Here is a 15,865-nt window from a genome sequence, read left to right as displayed (position 1 = left end):
GTAAAAGTAACTGCAACTTACGACGGAACAGCTAAGGAAGCAACAACAACTGTAAAAATTCTTGCGGCAGGACAGATTGTGGAGAACAAGGTTACTTCCGTAAGCGTTAGCGCAGGAAAAGACTCAATTGCTTGCGACGGAAGCACAACCTTAACCGCAAAAGCAGAATATTCAGGCAATCCTGAAATCACTTATACTTGGACAATCAGCGAAGGCGGTGAATATGCAGAGCTTTCTGAGTCAACGACAGGAACAGTTACACTCACAGCAAAAAACACAGATACAGCAGAACAGACAGTTACTGTAAAAGTAACCGCTTCTGACGGAACAAATTCTGTAGAAAGCACTTGCGCAGTAACGGTTGGAGCGGCAGCTGCAGTAGAGACTGGAAACGTAATTAAAGCGAGCGACACTCCACTTGGATTTGCTGGAGTAAATTATGCAATGCCGACTTTTACTAACGTTGTGACTGTAACAACTAGAGAAGAATTGATGAAAGCAATCAAAAACAAAAATTCATTGATTTATATTGATGGAATGATTGATATGTCAGATGAGGGAAGCGGCTCAAAACTTCCTGCTGAAGGTGCTAGCAACATTGCGGTTTCTTCTGTAATGGATTCTTGGATTGCGTCAAAAACTTCAAATGCTTATACAACATATGGTGACTGGGTTGAGGCTTATGCCGCTGTATGTTCAACAACTACAAATGACAAAGATAAATCCCCTAAAAAAGGTTCCCATTCTTCTTTATATGATACTGTTTGGAAGCTAAACGATGCTTGGAAAAGCGTAATTCAGTTGAATTTAAAATCTAATACAACAATTATTGGTCTTGGAAGCGATTCTGGACTTCGTGGCGGAACAATCAGCATCAACGGTATTGAGAATGTTGTAATTAGAAATCTTACTCTAGTTGATGCAATCGATATGTTTCCGCACCATGAAGTGAACTCAAAAGGAGAATCTGATGGATTTAATGCTCAGTTTGACTGCATAACAATTCAGGGTTCTAACACTGCGAATATATGGATTGACCACTGCACAATGAAAGACACTCTTGTTATGCAGCATGTTCAGTCTGGAACAAAAGAAAAATGGCAGAATTATGATGGTCTTTGCGATATAAAAGGCGACGGCAAGGGAATAACTGTTTCTAACTGTCATATGTATCATCACGACAAAACTATGCTTGTAGGTTCAGATGATGACGAAGGCGATAATACAGTTCGAAAAGTCTCCATTATCAACAATCATTTTGATACTTGTGTTCAGCGTTTGCCGATGGCAAGAAACAGCCAGTTCCATGTTTTGAATAACTGGTACACTTTTGACACAACACAGTCAGTTGGAGATGGTAAATCTAAAGGAGATTACTGCATTGGTGCAAGAAAAGGCGCCTTGATTTATTCTGAGGCAAACTATTTCGACAGCAATATGCAGTATTCTATCCGTGGAAACTCAAGCACAGCTTCAACGGCTAAAGTTTATGATACAGGAAGTGTTGATAACAATAGCAAGAAAACAAGCGAGTATACTGCGGTTGATTCTGCTCCATTCACTGTGACTTATTCTTATGAACCGATGACCGCTGCAAATGCAAAAACTTACGTTGCAGCCAACGCTGGAGCTGGTGTCTGGACTGTAAGAAAATAACTTTAACGTTTGTCTTTGAACTAATGCGTAAGGGATTGTAAGGGCGGCGGAGCCGTTCGCTTGCGAATGACAACCCTGAAAAGCCCGACGGCAACTTGTTGCCGGTACGCCCAAAAATTTTATATTGCACCTCTGGTTTTTAAGAGCCGGAGGTGTTTTTTTTGCAGTTGTGGAGAATTCTAAAAATTTATTATAATTAAAGATGGAATTTTTTGATGAGGAAGTTATGAAAGTGTTTAAGAGAATCTGTTTAGTTTTGGCGGCGGCTTTTTTGATGGCTGGTTGTAAGCAGGAAGAAGATGAATTTAACGGTTTGGTAATTTCTAGCAATTCTAGTTTTGTTGAAGCCGAAGAGGAAGTTACTTTTTGCGCTACTTTTTATAAAGATGGAAGTGCCGATTCTAACGAAGTTGTAAATTTTTGTGTTGAAAGTGATTCGACTGGCGGTGCTGTTTTGAAAAGCGAGAGTGCAAAAAGCGGAGAATATGTTTTGCTAAAAGTGGGAACGGTTGCCGGCGGTTTTGTAAAAGTTGCGGCGGAATGTAATGGCTATTCTGCATACAAGATTTTTGGAGTTAATCCTTCCGAAGAGATTTTGGTTTCTGACAAAGCGATTGGTTTTGCGGGGCTTGGCGTTGATATGTCAAAAATGGTGAATATGGTTACTGTTTCGACTGGCTCTGAATTAAAACAATACGCGAAAAGAGGCGGTTATGTGATTTTTGTGGAAGGCAGTATTGATATGTCGGAGGGAATTTTGCCGGCCGAAGGCTCTGTAATGGACGGTTCAAGTGCCACTGACAAAATGAATTCTTTTATTGCAAGCAATTCTGAATATTCAACTTATGATGAATGGATTAAAAATACGACAAACGTTTCTGCGGGTGACAATACAGGAACGACTTCGATTAGCAATGCGTATAAAAAAATTATTCAGATTGCTGTTGCAAATAACACAGCTATTATTGGTTTGGATAGGGGGGGGTATGTTCGAGGTGGAAGTTTTAGCGTAAAAGATGTTTCTAATGTTGTTATTAGAAATCTTTCTTTAAAAGATGCTGTTGATCCTTTTCCTCATCATGAAAGTGGCGACGGTTGGAATGCTCAGCATGATTTAGTTAGCATTGATAATGGAAAAAATATTTGGATTGATCACTGTACTTTTGAAGATACTCTTAATCTTGGAAAAGCTGCAAATGGCGAAAAATGGCAGGTTTATGACGGTCTTTGTGATATGAAGTCTACTACGACAAATGTGACTGTTTCTAACTGCGTTTTTAAAAATCACGACAAAACTATGCTAATTGGTTCTTCTGATAAGGACGGTGAAAATGATCCGGCCGCAAGAAAAATTTCGCTTTTTTACAATTACTGGCTTAATTGCGGGCAGCGTTGTCCTTTTGTGAGAAATTCGCTTTGTCATGTTTTGAATAACGTTTATGACAGCGACAGCAACCGAATTTATAACAGTCAGACTTCGATAAATGCAAGGGCTGGTTCTGTTGTTTGTGCGGAAAATAACTATTTTGGCACTGTTGCAAGTCCAAATGAAGCTGGCGGTTCAATTTCGTATTCGCCAAATTCGAATTTTAATCCGGAGTCTTATTATTTGTATGTTACGCTTGAAAATAAAAACGTCAAATCCTGGGTAAATGCAAATGCAGGCGCTGGAAAAGTGTGCGTACAATGAATCGTACAATAATATTGAAATTTAACTGTTCGTTGTGAATTTTGAACTGGAGTTTATGGCATGAAAGATGATGCTGATAAAAATATCAAAGGCGAGGCTGTTTGTTCCGGCAATTTTTCTAAAACTGGGCTTGTGCTTGAAGGCGGCGCAATGCGTGGTATGTTTACGGCTGGCGTGCTTGATGTTTTAATGGAAAATGAAATTTATACCGACGGAGTTATCGGGGTTTCGGCCGGTGCGGTTTTTGGCTGTAATTACAAGTCGCGGCAAATCGGGCGGACTATTCGTTATAATAAGCGTTTTGCTGGCGACTGGCGGTATTGTTCAGTTCGTTCGCTTTTAAAAACTGGCGACCTTTATGGAGCTGATTTTTGTTACAACAGGATTCCAAATGAGCTTGACGTGTTTGACCTTGAATCTTACAAAAAAAATCCGATTCCTTTTTATGTTGCGGCAAGCGATTGCCGGACTGGAAAATGTGTTTATAAAAAACTCGAAACTTGCGGCGAAAACGACCTTAAATGGATGCGGGCGAGCGCTTCAATGCCTCTTGCGAGCCGGCCTGTTGATGTTGACGGATATAAATTGCTTGACGGTGGCATGACAGATTCTATTCCGCTGGAATTTTTTGAAAAACTGGGATTTTCCCGCAATATTGTAATTCTTACTCAGCCGCGACACTACAAAAAATCTCCGAATGCGCTTATGCCGTTCATAAAAATGTCGCTGAGAAAGTATCCGGCGCTTATTCAAGCCATGCAAAATCGGCACAAAATGTATAACGCAGAAACCGAATATGTTTTTGAACAGGAAAAAAAAGGCAATGTTCTCGTAATTTGTCCTGGAAATTCTCTCGGAATTAGCCGTACCGAAAAAAATCCAGATGAGCTTCAGCGAGTTTATGAAATTGGCCGAAACATTGCTAAAAAAATGCTTTCTGAAATAAAAGAGTTTATAGCTCGCAATTGAGCCTTTCGAATGGTGATTTTGCATAAAAAAAAGTGTGAAAATTTGTGCAAGATTATAAAAATAAATTCTTGACACTAAAAAATCTAAACTGTACCATTTTTTCATAAATTATATCGTGCACGATGTAATTAAAAGTCAACAAGGTTGTTGCATAAAAAGAGCTGTATAGCCCTTTTATTTTATATGCGGGAGACCTTGAAAAAGGGCTTCTCGCAAGAAAGGAGCCACTTATGAAAAAGATCTGGAAAATTTTTGCACTTGGAGCGGTTGCTTCAATGGCGGTTTGCAGTGCATTTGCTGCAAAACAGAAGACTATAAAGATTGGATTCAATATTCCGTTGACAGGCGACTCGCCAAAAGTAGGTGAGGGCGCAAAATGTGCCGGTGAGATTGTAAAGAACGAAATTAACTCTGCCGGCGGTCTGGATGTAAAAGGCACAAAATACCTTCTTGATTTTATTTATGTTGATAATGAGCTTAAAGCTGATTCTGCTATAAATGTTGCGAATAAGCTGATTGATATTGACAAAGTTCTTGCTTCGATTGGACCGGAAGGCTCTGGACGCGCTATTCCTGCCGGTGAAGTTTATAACGATGCAAAAGTTCCGATGATTACACCTTGGGCGACAAACCCTGCGGCTACTGCTGGCCGGCCTTATTGTTTCCGTGCTTGCTTCCTTGATCCGTTCCAGGCTCCTGTTGCCGCTAAATTTGCGAGCGAACAGTTTGCAGCAAAGTCGGTTGCCATTATCTACAATCTTGAAGACGACTATTCTAAAACTCTTGCAGAATTGTTCAAGGCTGAATGGGAAAAGAAATACGGAAAAGTTGTTGTTTTTGAGTCGTTTGGCCAAAAAGACCAGGATTTTTCGGTTCAGCTTACAAAGGTTGTAAATTCTGGCGCAGATTTTCTGTATCTTCCTTGCTATTACAACCATGTTGGTCTTATAACATCGCAAGCTAAGGATTTGGGCTGGTCTAAACCTGTTATGGGTTCTGATTCTTGGGGTTCGGCTGATCTTTTCAAACTTTCTAAAGGTGCGGTTGTTGGCGATTATTTTACAACCCATTATGCGGCAAAAGGTGCAACTGGCAAAACCAAGGAATTTATTGAAAAGTACGAAAAAGCTTATGGCTATACTCCAGACGATGTTGCCGCCCTTACATACGATGCGATTCATATTGTTTTGCAGGCAATTCAGGATGCTGGTATTACAGGAAAACTGAAGACTGATCGTACTAATGTTATGAAGGCTATGGGAAAAATTTCAAGTTTTGCCGGAGTTACAGGTAATATGCGCTTTACTCCAGACGGAGATCCAGTTAAAGACGCTGTTGTTGTAAAAGTTACACCTGAAGGCGAATTTGAATATGTAAAGTCATTGCAGCCATAGTTTAAGGCGCTGCTTTTTAGAGAATCTGGAATCTGCTCTTTTTGGGCTGGATTTCAGATTGCTGGATTTGGTTTTATCCGAATTGGTTTTAATCAATTAAAAACAGACACAAAAAGGAATAAGATAAAAATTACATCCTTGTAATTTTTATCATTACAGTTTGCTCAAGCATAACTTTTGCAAACTGTAATTCTCGCCATCCGTGGCTCGCCACTAACGCGGAGTTTTATAAGGAAAGGGTGCTAAAAACATCCGAAAATGGCGTCTGTTTTTATCTTAAAAAGTTTGCGTTGCAAACTTTCTTATTATCGGTTGTTTCTCACTTCGTCGCGAAACAACTTAAAAAAGCCAAGCTTAAAGTTTTAATCTTGACTTTTTATGGGAGACAGACTGTGACATTTTTGATTCAAAATATTTTTAACGCTCTTCAGTGGGGCAGTTTTTATTCAATTATTGCATTGGGCTATTGTCTTGTTTACGGCGTTCTCCGACTCATAAATTTTGCCCACGGAGATATTTTTATGACATCTTGCTACATCGCTTTTTTTGTTGTGGCAGGATTGACGGCACATTTTGCTGGTCTTACAGGTATTCCTCTTTTTGTAATAACACTTGTTGCGACAGTTGCATTGACTGCTCTTCTGGGAATTGGAATTGAGCGTGTTGCTTACCGTCCTCTTCGGGCTAAGGGTGCAAACCGCCTTTATGTTGTTATTACAGCCTTGATGATAGGTTTTATTCTTGAAAACGGAAACCTCGCTCTTCTTGGAGCTTCCGCACGGAGTTTTCCAGATATTCTTCCAAAACATGTATGGAATATCGGTCCGGTTACTATTACTTCGCTTAAAGTTCTTGTAATTGTAAGCGCAGTTGTAATCTTTGCCTTGCTGCAGTTTGTTGTTCAGACTACAACTTTGGGAATGAGCATGAGGGCAATATCATTCGATAAATTTGCTATTCCTCTTATGGGAATTCCTCTGAACACTGTAATTACCTTTACGTTTGGACTTGGTTCTGCTCTTGCGGCTGTCGCCGGAATTCTCTTTGGAATGTCGTATCCGGTTATGGATCCTTATATGGGAATGATTATCGGCTGGAAAGCATTTATTGCGGCTGTTGTCGGCGGAATTGGAGATATAAAAGGCGCGTTTATAGGCGGATTTCTTCTTGGTTTTATTGAAATTTTTGTTACGGCTTTTCTTCCTTCAAGCTATAAAGATTTGGTTTCGTTTGTAATTCTTCTTGTGATTCTTACGATAAAACCGACTGGCTTTTTTGGTGTGGCTAAATCGACAAAAATCTAATCTGGCGCAGGAGGTGAAAAAATGACGTTCATTAAAAATTTTAACAATATGATGGATAGAAGATTGAATCCTTCTGTCCGTGCACAGAAACTTTTTATGCCAGTTTCGACAATTGTCATGATTCTGCTGATTACGGTTCTGGCGCATTTTGAGATTATTAACAATTATTTTCAGACGATTATCGTTACAATCTGCATAAACATAATAATGTCTGCAAGCCTTAACATTGTAAACGGCTACATGGGAGAATTCTCTTGCGGACACGGCGGCTTTATGGCGACAGGAGCTTATGTTTCGTCCGTAATTTCGCTTATTCTGTTTAAGGACGGAAATTCTATTACTGGCAGCGCTCTTTTGCCTGAAAGTCTGTCTCTTTTTGGTTTTCCGCTTTCGATTATTGCCGGCGGTCTTGGAGCAATGCTCGTAAGTCTTATAGTTGCGATTCCTTCGTTTAAGACTCGTGATGACTATCTTGCGATTATTACGGTTGCGGCAAACTTTATTGTAACTACAGCGATTAACAATATTCCGGCAGTAGGCGCAAGCCGTGGACTTATGGGAATGAAATCCGTTATGAGTTCAATGGCTGATGTAGTCGATGTGCCTTGGATTTTAGTTTGGGGACTTGTTTTTGCGGTCCTTTCGATTCTTTCAATTTATTATTTGATGAATTCAACTCTCGGCAAGGGAATAAGCGCCGTAAGATACGATGAAATTTCGGCAGAAATTATGTCGGTAGACACAAACAGAATGAAGCTGATTGCGTTTACTTTTAGTTCGTTCCTTGCTGGAATTGCCGGCGGTCTTTTTGCCCATCTTCTTGGTTTTATAAATCCATCGTCGTTCGGAATTATGAAGTCTACAGAATCGCTTGTCATGGTTTATTTGGGCGGAATGGGTTCGTTGAGCGGTTCTGTTCTTTCTGCTGTGATTTTTACGATTTTGCTTGAGCTTCTTCGTCCAGCGCAGATTTGGAAATGGGTAATAATTCCTCTGATTTTGATTTTGATAATGGAATTCCATCCGGAAGGAATTATGGGTTCAAAGGAACTTACTCATTTCTTTCCATTCCTCAAAAAACTTTTTCCAGCAAACAAAAATCAGATTAGACCAGCGAAAGTTTCTGCAGAAGGAGGTGCGGCATGAGTGGAACATTGTTGAAAATAGAACATCTTACACACCGTTTTGGCGGGCTTCAGGCGCTTACAGACATAAATGTGGAATTGAAGCAAGGAACAATCAACGGACTTATAGGACCAAATGGAGCTGGAAAGACGACTGTATTCAATCTGGTGAGCGGATTTTATGTGCCTTCTGAGGGAACAATTACTTTTGACGGAACAAAACTCAACGGTCTGCGTCCGCACAAGATTGCCGACCTTCATATTGGACGGACTTTTCAGAATATTCGGCTTTGGAGCGATATGACGGTTCTTGATAACATTTGTATTGCCCAGCACTCGCGTCTTGGTTTTTCGTTAAAAGATGTTTTTTTACGGACAAAAAAATACAAATCGCGGGAAGCGGAAATTCATAAAGAAGCTTGGGCACTTCTCGAAAAGTTTTCACTTGCGGATTCTGCCCTGGATTATCCAAAAAATCTTCCGTATGGAATTCAGCGCCGTGTTGAGATTGCCCGTGCTCTGAGTCTGAGCCCGAAACTTCTTATGCTTGATGAACCTGCCGCCGGACTTTCGACTTCTGATCTTGACGGACTTATAAGTTACATAAAATGGATTCACGACACGTTTGGAGTTACAATCTGGATGATTGAACACCAGATGCAGGTTGTAAACACGCTTTGTGACAATATAAAAGTTATAAATTTTGGAAAGGAACTCGCTGAAGGAACTCCGGAAGAAATTCAGAAAAACCCGAAGGTAATCGACGCATATCTTGGAAACTCGAAGATTGTTGAAGAGGCTGAAGCGCCTTTTAAACCGATTGAGATTGCATCTCAAAGCAGAAAACCAGAATAACGGATGTGTTTTGAATTTTTATGGAGGAGGTAAGATAAAAAAGACGCCATTTTCGGCTGTTTTTTGAGTTTTACCTTTAAAAGTTTGCGTTGTAAACGTTTTATGTGAGGTGAATATGCTTTTGGAAGTAAAAGACTTAAAAGTATCCTATGGAAATATAGAAGCTCTCCACGGAATAAGTTTTGATGTAAACCGTGGGGAAATTGTAACACTAATCGGTGCGAACGGAGCTGGAAAAACTTCAACTTTGATGAGCCTTGCCCGCCTTGGCCGGCCGGAAGCGCCTGTCGTAAAATCAGGCGATATTCTGTTTGAAGGTCAGAGCATTTTAAAGACTGAGCCTTATGAGCTGATACAGAAAAAGATGATGTGTCTTGTTCCTGAGGGAAGACACATTTTTGGCAATCTTACCGTCGAGGAAAATCTTCAGATGGCATGCTATGGGCGCAGAAAAAATCCGGATTCAAAAGCTCGGACAGCTGAACTTTATGACCAGGTTTACGATCTTTTTCCGCGGCTGTACGAGCGTCGCCGGCAGAGAAGTGAACTTTTGTCTGGCGGTGAGCAGCAGATGCTTGCAGTTGGCAGGGCGCTTATGACGGACAGTCCTTTTATAATGCTTGATGAGCCGAGCATGGGACTTGCGCCTAAACTTATGTTCGAAATGTTCCGTGCGCTTAAACAACTCAATTTTACAAGACAGATGACAATTCTCGTTGTAGAGCAGAATGCCAAGGTCGCCCTTGATTTTGCCGATCGTGGGTATGTTCTTGCAACTGGCGAGATAATCGCATCGGGAACAAGTGAACAGCTTCGCAACGATCCCGAGGTACAAAAGGCATATCTCGGCGGTTAAAATTAAAATTGCTCCTTTTTGTGGCCGTCCCCGGACCGACTGTTGCTGTCAGACACAAGGAAAGGGGGCGGTTTTTTTTGTTTTAATTTTGATTAAAGACAATTTTTTTTGAATTATGGGCGTTTGCCTGGCGAATGCCAGGCACCGGGCTATCCGGGGTTTTATTCCTGCGCAATTGCTCCGGAACGCGCCTGTGTGGCGCGCCCCTACTATCCCTAACGCATTTTAAAAACTTTATATATTTTATTATTTTCTCATTTTTTGCATTATCATAAGTCCTGTTGGAGTTGCCGCAAGGCCGTCTTCTCCTGTTTCTCTAAGACATGCAGGAATAAGTTTTCCGATTCTTCCCATAGAGTCTATTACTTCGTCTGCCGGAATTGCGCTTTTTACGCCGGCTTTTGTCATTTGAGAGGCGACAACGGCGTTTACAGCTCCGCTCACGTTTCTTTTTATACAAGGAACTTCTACAAGTCCGGCAACAGGATCGCAGGTAAGTCCAAGCATATTTTTTAGGGCAAGCGCCACAGAATTCAAAATGTCATCGTTTGTTCCGCCGTCAAGACTTGTAAGTGCGCCTGCTGCCATTGCGCTTGAAGAGCCTATTTCTGCCTGACAGCCACCCTGTGCACCGCTTATGCACGCATTTTGAGCGATTACTTCTCCAATTCCTGCCGCGACAAAAAGAGCCTGTACGATTTTTTCTTCTGTTGTGTTGCACTGTTTTTCGTAAGTTAATAGCACTGCAGGAATTATTCCGCAGGAGCCAGCAGTTGGAGCGGCTACAATTCTTTTCATACATGCATTGCTTTCGCCCATTTTTACGGCTTTTTCCATTACTTCCGTCATAAAATCGCCAAGAAGACGATTTTTTTGTTTTTTGAATTCTTCCAGTTTTGCGCCATCTCCACCGCTTAGACCGCTTGCTGAACGAAGGGCAGGATCGTAGTTTTTGTCCGCATTTTTCATTGCCAAGTACATGTCCTTCATTTTTGCGAACGACTCTTCAAAACTTGTTCCCTGTTCTTTCATGTCATCTTTTATGATAATCTGCCAGAATTCTTTTTTTTCGGTCTTCGCTTTTTCAACTATTTCACTTAGACTTTTAAAACTCATTTAAAACCTCTGTTTGTAAATTTACCCCTCAAGACTGTAATATGTAACTTTTTCGATTCCTTCCAGATGCGAAACCCATTTTATGGATTCCTCTGGAATTTCCTGATCACATTCAATAATCATGACAGCATTTCCACCTCTGTTTGAACGGTAAAGCTGCATTTCGGCAATATTCACGGATTTATGGCTCAGCATGCTTGTAACTTCTGCAATGTGTCCCGGCTGGTCGAGATTGTGGACAATCAGTGTCGGATATTCTCCGGAAAAATTGGCGCTAAGTCCGTCTATGGCCGCTATGTTTATGAGCGAGCCTCCAAGAGATTCTCCGACAACTTCCAAATGTCTTCCGTTTATTCCAGACAAAATAAGCTGCACAGAATTTGGATGAACATCTTTTAACTTTGCTTCGCCAAAACTGAATTCAAGTCCATTTTTCTCCGCAATTTCAAAACTCCGTGGAATTTCAGGGTTGTCCGGCTTCATTCCAAGCAGTCCTGCCAGAATCGCTTTATGAGTTCCATGACCTTTTCCTGTTGCGAGAAATGAACCGTACAAGAGAATCTGCGCTTTTTTTACAGGCTCTCCAAGAAGTTTTCTCGCAACATAGCCGATTTTTACAGCTCCTGCCGTATGGGAACTGGACGGTCCGACCATAACAGGACCGATAATATCGAAAATATTCATAATAAAACAATAATAACCATTTTCAAAAAAATAAACAATCGTGCACGATGTATTGAATAAATTTTTGTTTGGTTTTATGATTTGCCTTGATTAAGGAGTGGACGAAAATGACAGGCTGTAAGATAGTTTTTTCGGGCGAAAATTCACTTGAAGTTCAGTTTGAGCAGAAAATTTGTATTGAAGTGAACCGAATGGTTTTTGAGTTTGCCAAGTTTTTTGAAGAAGCGGCAGTTGGGATTTCTGACGTAAAAATTGAAGAGATTGTTCCGACTTATTGCGCCGTTACCGTCTATTTTGATTGCGCAGAAAATGGAGATGAAGGACGTAAAAAAGTTCTTGAAGCTGCCCGGCGGATTTTGGACAGGGTTCTTTCGGATGGGGAAAAAACGACAGAAAACTCAGGTCGCGTTGTAAAAATTCCTGTCTGTTACGATGATGAAGAATTTGCTCCTGACCTGAAAGATGTTGCCTTGAACGCAGGACTTTCGCAGAAAGAAGTTGTCAGAATTCACTCTTCAACAGATTATTTGATTTATATGCTTGGATTTTTGCCGGGTTTTGCTTATCTTGGCGGACTTGACCCGCGACTTGAGACTCCGCGTCTAAAAACTCCCCGCACAAAAATACAGGCTGGAAGCGTGGCGATTGGCGGAAGCCAGACAGGGCTTTATCCTGTTGATTCTCCCGGAGGCTGGCGAATAATCGGACGTACTCCGTTAAAAGTGTTCAATCAGTTTAGAAATCCTGCTTTTTTATATTCGGCAGGAGACAAAATTAGATTTGTGCCAGTTACAAGGCGCGAATTTGACGAGTTTGATGAATTGGACTGGCTGGAAAAAAACGGCTATTCAGAAAATAAAATGAGCGCGCCAAAAAAAACAGCGCGTTTTGTCTGTGGCGGAGGAGCAAAAATTATTGACGGCGGATTGTTGACCACTGTGCAGGATTTCGGCAGAAAAGGTTTTCAAAAATACGGAATAGGAGAGAGCGGAGCGATGGACAGAAAAAGTCTTGCCTTTGCAAATGCTCTTGTTCAAAACGAATTAAACACAGCCTGCCTTGAAACAACCTTGTGCGGTCCTGAACTTGAATTTTCTTCGGACTGCGTGTTTGCAATCACAGGTGCAGAATTGAATGCCAGTCTTGACGGAAAAACTGTCGCAATGAATACAGCTGTCAAGGCAAGCGCCGGAAGCGTTCTAAAATGCGGTTTTGCAGTAAAAGGCTTGCGTTCATACATTGCATTTAGAGGCGGAATTCTTGTTCCTCCAGTTTTTGGCAGTGCGTCGACAAACGTTAAGAGCGGAATGGGCGGTTATGGCGGAAAACTAGTTAAAGGCGGACAGCTTGCTTTTGGAGAAAGTTCTCATGGTTTTAAAAACAAAGAATTTTATTCATCAGTTTTGAATATAGAAAATGAAAGAATTGAAATAAAAGACGATGAAAATTTGCCGCTTGTACTAAAAGTTCTTCCTGGCGCTCAATACGATTTTTTTGACAAAAAAACAATTGAAAAATTTACTTCTACGGTTTATGAAGTAAGTTCTGAAAGCGACAGGATGGGAATCCGCTTTTTAGGAAACAGTCTTGATTGCGGCAAGACAGATATAATTTCTGATGCGATTCCATTTGGAGCAGTTCAGATAACATCGAGCGGGCTGCCAGTTGTAATGGCGGCGGACAGACAGACGACCGGAGGATATGCGAAGATTGCCACGGTTTTGCAGCGGAGTATGCGGGAATTGGCTCAGGCGCGTCCTGGAAAAAAAGTGCGTTTTGTGTTTTGTTGAATTCGGAGAGTTTTGATTCAAGAGAAAATTGCGAAAAATGGGGGAAAATATGAAAAAAATTGAAAATTCAAATCCGTATCGGAAAAGTTTGCCAAATGAAGTCCGCCAATTGATAAGCGATGGAAAGATTACAGGACAGACTTCTGGAATGTGTGACGGTTATGCCCAGGCAAATCTTTGTATTCTGCCTGAAAAATATGCTTATGATTTTTTGTTGTTTTGTCAGCGCAATCAAAAATCTTGTCCGCTGCTTGAGGTAAGCGATTGCGGCTCCAGATTCCTTAAAACTTCTGCGCCAGGAGCAGACATTGCCAAAGAAATTCCAGGATACAGAGTTTGGAAAAATGGAAAGCTTTTTGATGAATGTACGGACGTTTCTTCGTATTGGAGGAATGATCTTGTTTCTTTTGTTATTGGATGCAGTTTTTCTTTTGAGAGTCTTTTGATTGATGGTGGAATTGATGTCCGGAATATTTCTGAAAACCACAATGTGCCGATGTACATTACAAATATAGATACGGTTCCGGCCGGAATTTTTAGCGGAAAAATGGTTGTTTCTATGCGGCCAATTCCTTATGACAAAATCGTTCGTGCTGTCGAAATTACATCGCGGGTTCCAAAAGTTCATGGTTCGCCGGTTCATATTGGTTCACCTGAGCTTATCGGAATAAAAGATATAAATAAACCTGATTTTGGAGAAATTAGCACAATCAAGGAAAACGAAGTTCCTGTGTTCTGGGCATGCGGAGTAACTCCTCAAAGCGTCGTTATGAATTCAAAACCTGACTTTTGTATAACCCATGCGCCTGGACACATGCTCATAACTGATATTCCAGAAAGTTTTCTGCAGAACTAATGTAAAAAATGCACAAAAAATAAATAAATGTTTGTCATATTTGCTATCGTGCACGAAACAGTGACGTGCTAATGTTGTGTCATAAACAAAAACGTGAAGGCAGAAGTTTTTCACGCTAAAATTGAACTTAATTTGGAGGCAGGAATATGAATGCAAAAGAGATTGCAAAAATGCAGACAGAAAATGTGCTTTTGGGATGGAGCAAGCAGGGCGGACTAGATCCAATTGTTGTTGATCATGCCGAAGGAATTTATATCTATGATACCGACGGAAAACGATATGCGGATATGTCTTCTGAGCAGGTAAATGTTAATGCCGGTTACGCAAACAAGGAAATGACCGAAGCTATAAAGGCTCAGCTTGATAAATTTGCTTATGTTCAGGGCTCCTGGGGAGCAGAAAGCCGTGCAAAGCTTGCAAAATCGATTATCGACCGTTTGCCTGACTGTTTTGGAAAAGTGTTCTTTACAAACGGTGGGGCAGATGCGAACGAGAATGCGATAAAAATTGCCAGAATGTATACCGGACGTTTCAAGGTAATGAGCCAGTACCGTTCTTACCACGGTTCAACTTTTGGAGCCGGAAACTTGACCGGTGAACCACGCCATTTTGCGCTTGAGCCGGCTATCCCCGGCTTTATTCACTTCCGCGGGCCTTATCCTTATCAGGAAAAAATTCACTTTGAGTCGGAAGATGAGGAATGTGAATATTATGTAGAACGTCTGCGTGAACAGGTTATTTTTGAAGGCGGCGACAGAATTGCTGCAATCATTCTTGAAACTGTAGTTGGTTCAAACGGAATTATCATCTATCCAAAGAACTACTTAAAAGGTGTCCGCAAGATTTGTGATGAATTTGGAATCATGATGATTTGCGATGAAGTTATGGCTGGCTGGTACAGAACAGGAAAAATGTTTGCATATATGAATTTTGACGTAACTCCAGATATTATAACTTTTGCAAAAGGCGTAAACTCTGGCTATATTCCGCTGGGTGGATGTATCGTAAAGAATGAAATTGCTCATTTCTTTGATGACAAGTATCTTTCGTGCGGACTTACATATTCTGGTCATCCGTTGGCATGTGCCGCTGGTGTTGCTTGCCAGGAATTCTACCTTAAAAACGATATTGAATCTCATGTTCAGAAAGTTGGAAAGCATCTTGGAAAAAAACTTGAGGAACTTAAGGCTAAACATAAGAGCATTGGAGATGTTCGCTACATCGGGCTTTTTTCTGGAATTGAACTGGTAAAGGACAGAGAGACCCGTGAGCCGCTTGTTCCTTGGGGACAGGATCCAAAAGGAATAATGGGAGCGATTGTAAAGGAACTCAAAAGCCGGGGATTTTTTACATATTCACACGAAAATGTAATTATTGTTGCTCCTCCGCTTATCATAACCGAAGCACAGATCGACGAGGAACTTGAAAAGCTGGACGATGTTTTGAGTATTGTTGACGAAAAATACATTTAGCTTAAAAAGGAGATAAGATAAAAACAGCCGAAAACAGCGTCTGTTTTTATCTTTAAAAGTTTGCGTTGCAAACTTTCTTATCATCTGTTGTTTCTCACT

At 40.9% G+C, this 15,865-nt stretch carries 12 protein-coding genes and 1 pseudogene; 11 read left to right on the top strand and 2 right to left on the bottom strand.

The genetic code is table 11. The annotated features are described in order from the left end of the window. The 8 genes and pseudogenes from B4N75_RS07515 to B4N75_RS07480 form a co-directional block, all read left to right on the top strand. Positions 1 to 1,656: pseudogene (locus B4N75_RS07515) on the top strand (hypothetical protein); the annotation flags it as partial. Between the two features lie 226 nt (positions 1,657 to 1,882). After that, complete coding sequence (locus B4N75_RS07510; protein WP_296707036.1) at positions 1,883 to 3,346, top strand: pectate lyase family protein; 1,464 nt, start codon at positions 1,883 to 1,885, stop codon at positions 3,344 to 3,346. Positions 3,347 to 3,406: 60 nt separating this feature from the next. After that, positions 3,407 to 4,315: a patatin-like phospholipase family protein gene (locus B4N75_RS07505; RefSeq protein WP_296668357.1), complete on the top strand. Its 909-nt coding sequence runs from the start codon at positions 3,407 to 3,409 to the stop codon at positions 4,313 to 4,315. Positions 4,316 to 4,545: 230 nt separating this feature from the next. Continuing rightward, positions 4,546 to 5,709, top strand: a complete 1,164-nt coding sequence (locus B4N75_RS07500; protein WP_296668359.1) for an ABC transporter substrate-binding protein — start codon at positions 4,546 to 4,548, stop codon at positions 5,707 to 5,709. Positions 5,710 to 6,101: 392 nt separating this feature from the next. After that, positions 6,102 to 7,013 carry a branched-chain amino acid ABC transporter permease gene (locus B4N75_RS07495; protein ID WP_277075869.1) on the top strand — a complete coding sequence of 304 codons (912 nt, stop codon included), beginning with the start codon at positions 6,102 to 6,104 and terminating at the stop codon, positions 7,011 to 7,013. A 21-nt stretch (positions 7,014 to 7,034) separates the two neighbouring features. Then, positions 7,035 to 8,159 (top strand): branched-chain amino acid ABC transporter permease, encoded by a 1,125-nt coding sequence (locus B4N75_RS07490; RefSeq protein WP_296668361.1) that lies wholly within the window; start codon positions 7,035 to 7,037, stop codon positions 8,157 to 8,159. Further along, positions 8,156 to 8,992 (top strand): ABC transporter ATP-binding protein, encoded by an 837-nt coding sequence (locus B4N75_RS07485; RefSeq protein ID WP_288516835.1) that lies wholly within the window; start codon positions 8,156 to 8,158, stop codon positions 8,990 to 8,992. Before B4N75_RS07490 ends, B4N75_RS07485 begins: the two co-directional genes overlap by 4 nt. Before the next feature lie 115 nt (positions 8,993 to 9,107). Then, a complete protein-coding gene (locus tag B4N75_RS07480; RefSeq protein WP_296019423.1) occupies positions 9,108 to 9,848 on the top strand; it encodes an ABC transporter ATP-binding protein in 741 nt (246 codons plus the stop codon). 246 nt (positions 9,849 to 10,094) lie between these two features. Here the strand turns inward: B4N75_RS07480 and sdaAA are convergent, their stop codons facing one another. Both sdaAA and sdaAB read right to left on the bottom strand, forming a co-directional pair. Continuing rightward, on the bottom strand, positions 10,095 to 10,964 hold the full coding sequence (gene sdaAA / locus B4N75_RS07475; RefSeq protein WP_296019420.1) for an L-serine ammonia-lyase, iron-sulfur-dependent, subunit alpha: 870 nt from the start codon (positions 10,962 to 10,964) through the stop codon (positions 10,095 to 10,097). 21 nt (positions 10,965 to 10,985) lie between these two features. Continuing rightward, positions 10,986 to 11,648 (bottom strand): L-serine ammonia-lyase, iron-sulfur-dependent subunit beta, encoded by a 663-nt coding sequence (gene sdaAB / locus B4N75_RS07470; RefSeq protein WP_296668364.1) that lies wholly within the window; start codon positions 11,646 to 11,648, stop codon positions 10,986 to 10,988. Between the two features lie 107 nt (positions 11,649 to 11,755). On the opposite strand from sdaAB, the gene pxpB reads away from it, so the two are divergent. The 3 genes from pxpB (at position 11,756) to B4N75_RS07455 (ending at position 15,766) form a co-directional block, all read left to right on the top strand. Further along, positions 11,756 to 13,438 carry a 5-oxoprolinase subunit PxpB gene (gene pxpB / locus B4N75_RS07465; RefSeq protein ID WP_296668366.1) on the top strand — a complete coding sequence of 561 codons (1,683 nt, stop codon included), beginning with the start codon at positions 11,756 to 11,758 and terminating at the stop codon, positions 13,436 to 13,438. A 49-nt stretch (positions 13,439 to 13,487) separates the two neighbouring features. After that, positions 13,488 to 14,294, top strand: a complete 807-nt coding sequence (locus B4N75_RS07460; RefSeq protein ID WP_296668367.1) for a putative hydro-lyase — start codon at positions 13,488 to 13,490, stop codon at positions 14,292 to 14,294. A 146-nt stretch (positions 14,295 to 14,440) separates the two neighbouring features. Continuing rightward, a complete protein-coding gene (locus tag B4N75_RS07455; protein ID WP_296019408.1) occupies positions 14,441 to 15,766 on the top strand; it encodes an aminotransferase class III-fold pyridoxal phosphate-dependent enzyme in 1,326 nt (441 codons plus the stop codon). Positions 15,767 to 15,865: the final 99 nt, after the last annotated feature.

Origin of the sequence: Treponema sp. UBA7570 (assembly GCA_002477955.1) — a bacterium.
In the GTDB taxonomy this organism is placed as follows: Bacteria; Spirochaetota; Spirochaetia; order Treponematales; family Treponemataceae; genus Treponema_D.
Note: the sequence above shows the minus strand (reverse complement) of the source record. Positions and strands in the feature narration are given on the sequence as shown.

Coding starts and splice junctions, on each gene's coding strand:
- B4N75_RS07505 (WP_296668357.1), top strand. CDS start 3,407: ATGAAAGATGATGCTGATAAAAATATCAAAGGCGAGGCTGTTTGTTCC.
- sdaAB (WP_296668364.1), bottom strand. CDS start 11,648: ATGAATATTTTCGATATTATCGGTCCTGTTATGGTCGGACCGTCCAGT.
- B4N75_RS07500 (WP_296668359.1), top strand. CDS start 4,546: ATGAAAAAGATCTGGAAAATTTTTGCACTTGGAGCGGTTGCTTCAATG.
- B4N75_RS07490 (WP_296668361.1), top strand. CDS start 7,035: ATGACGTTCATTAAAAATTTTAACAATATGATGGATAGAAGATTGAAT.
- B4N75_RS07460 (WP_296668367.1), top strand. CDS start 13,488: ATGAAAAAAATTGAAAATTCAAATCCGTATCGGAAAAGTTTGCCAAAT.
- B4N75_RS07480 (WP_296019423.1), top strand. CDS start 9,108: ATGCTTTTGGAAGTAAAAGACTTAAAAGTATCCTATGGAAATATAGAA.
- B4N75_RS07455 (WP_296019408.1), top strand. CDS start 14,441: ATGAATGCAAAAGAGATTGCAAAAATGCAGACAGAAAATGTGCTTTTG.
- sdaAA (WP_296019420.1), bottom strand. CDS start 10,964: ATGAGTTTTAAAAGTCTAAGTGAAATAGTTGAAAAAGCGAAGACCGAA.
- pxpB (WP_296668366.1), top strand. CDS start 11,756: ATGACAGGCTGTAAGATAGTTTTTTCGGGCGAAAATTCACTTGAAGTT.
- B4N75_RS07510 (WP_296707036.1), top strand. CDS start 1,883: ATGAAAGTGTTTAAGAGAATCTGTTTAGTTTTGGCGGCGGCTTTTTTG.
- B4N75_RS07485 (WP_288516835.1), top strand. CDS start 8,156: ATGAGTGGAACATTGTTGAAAATAGAACATCTTACACACCGTTTTGGC.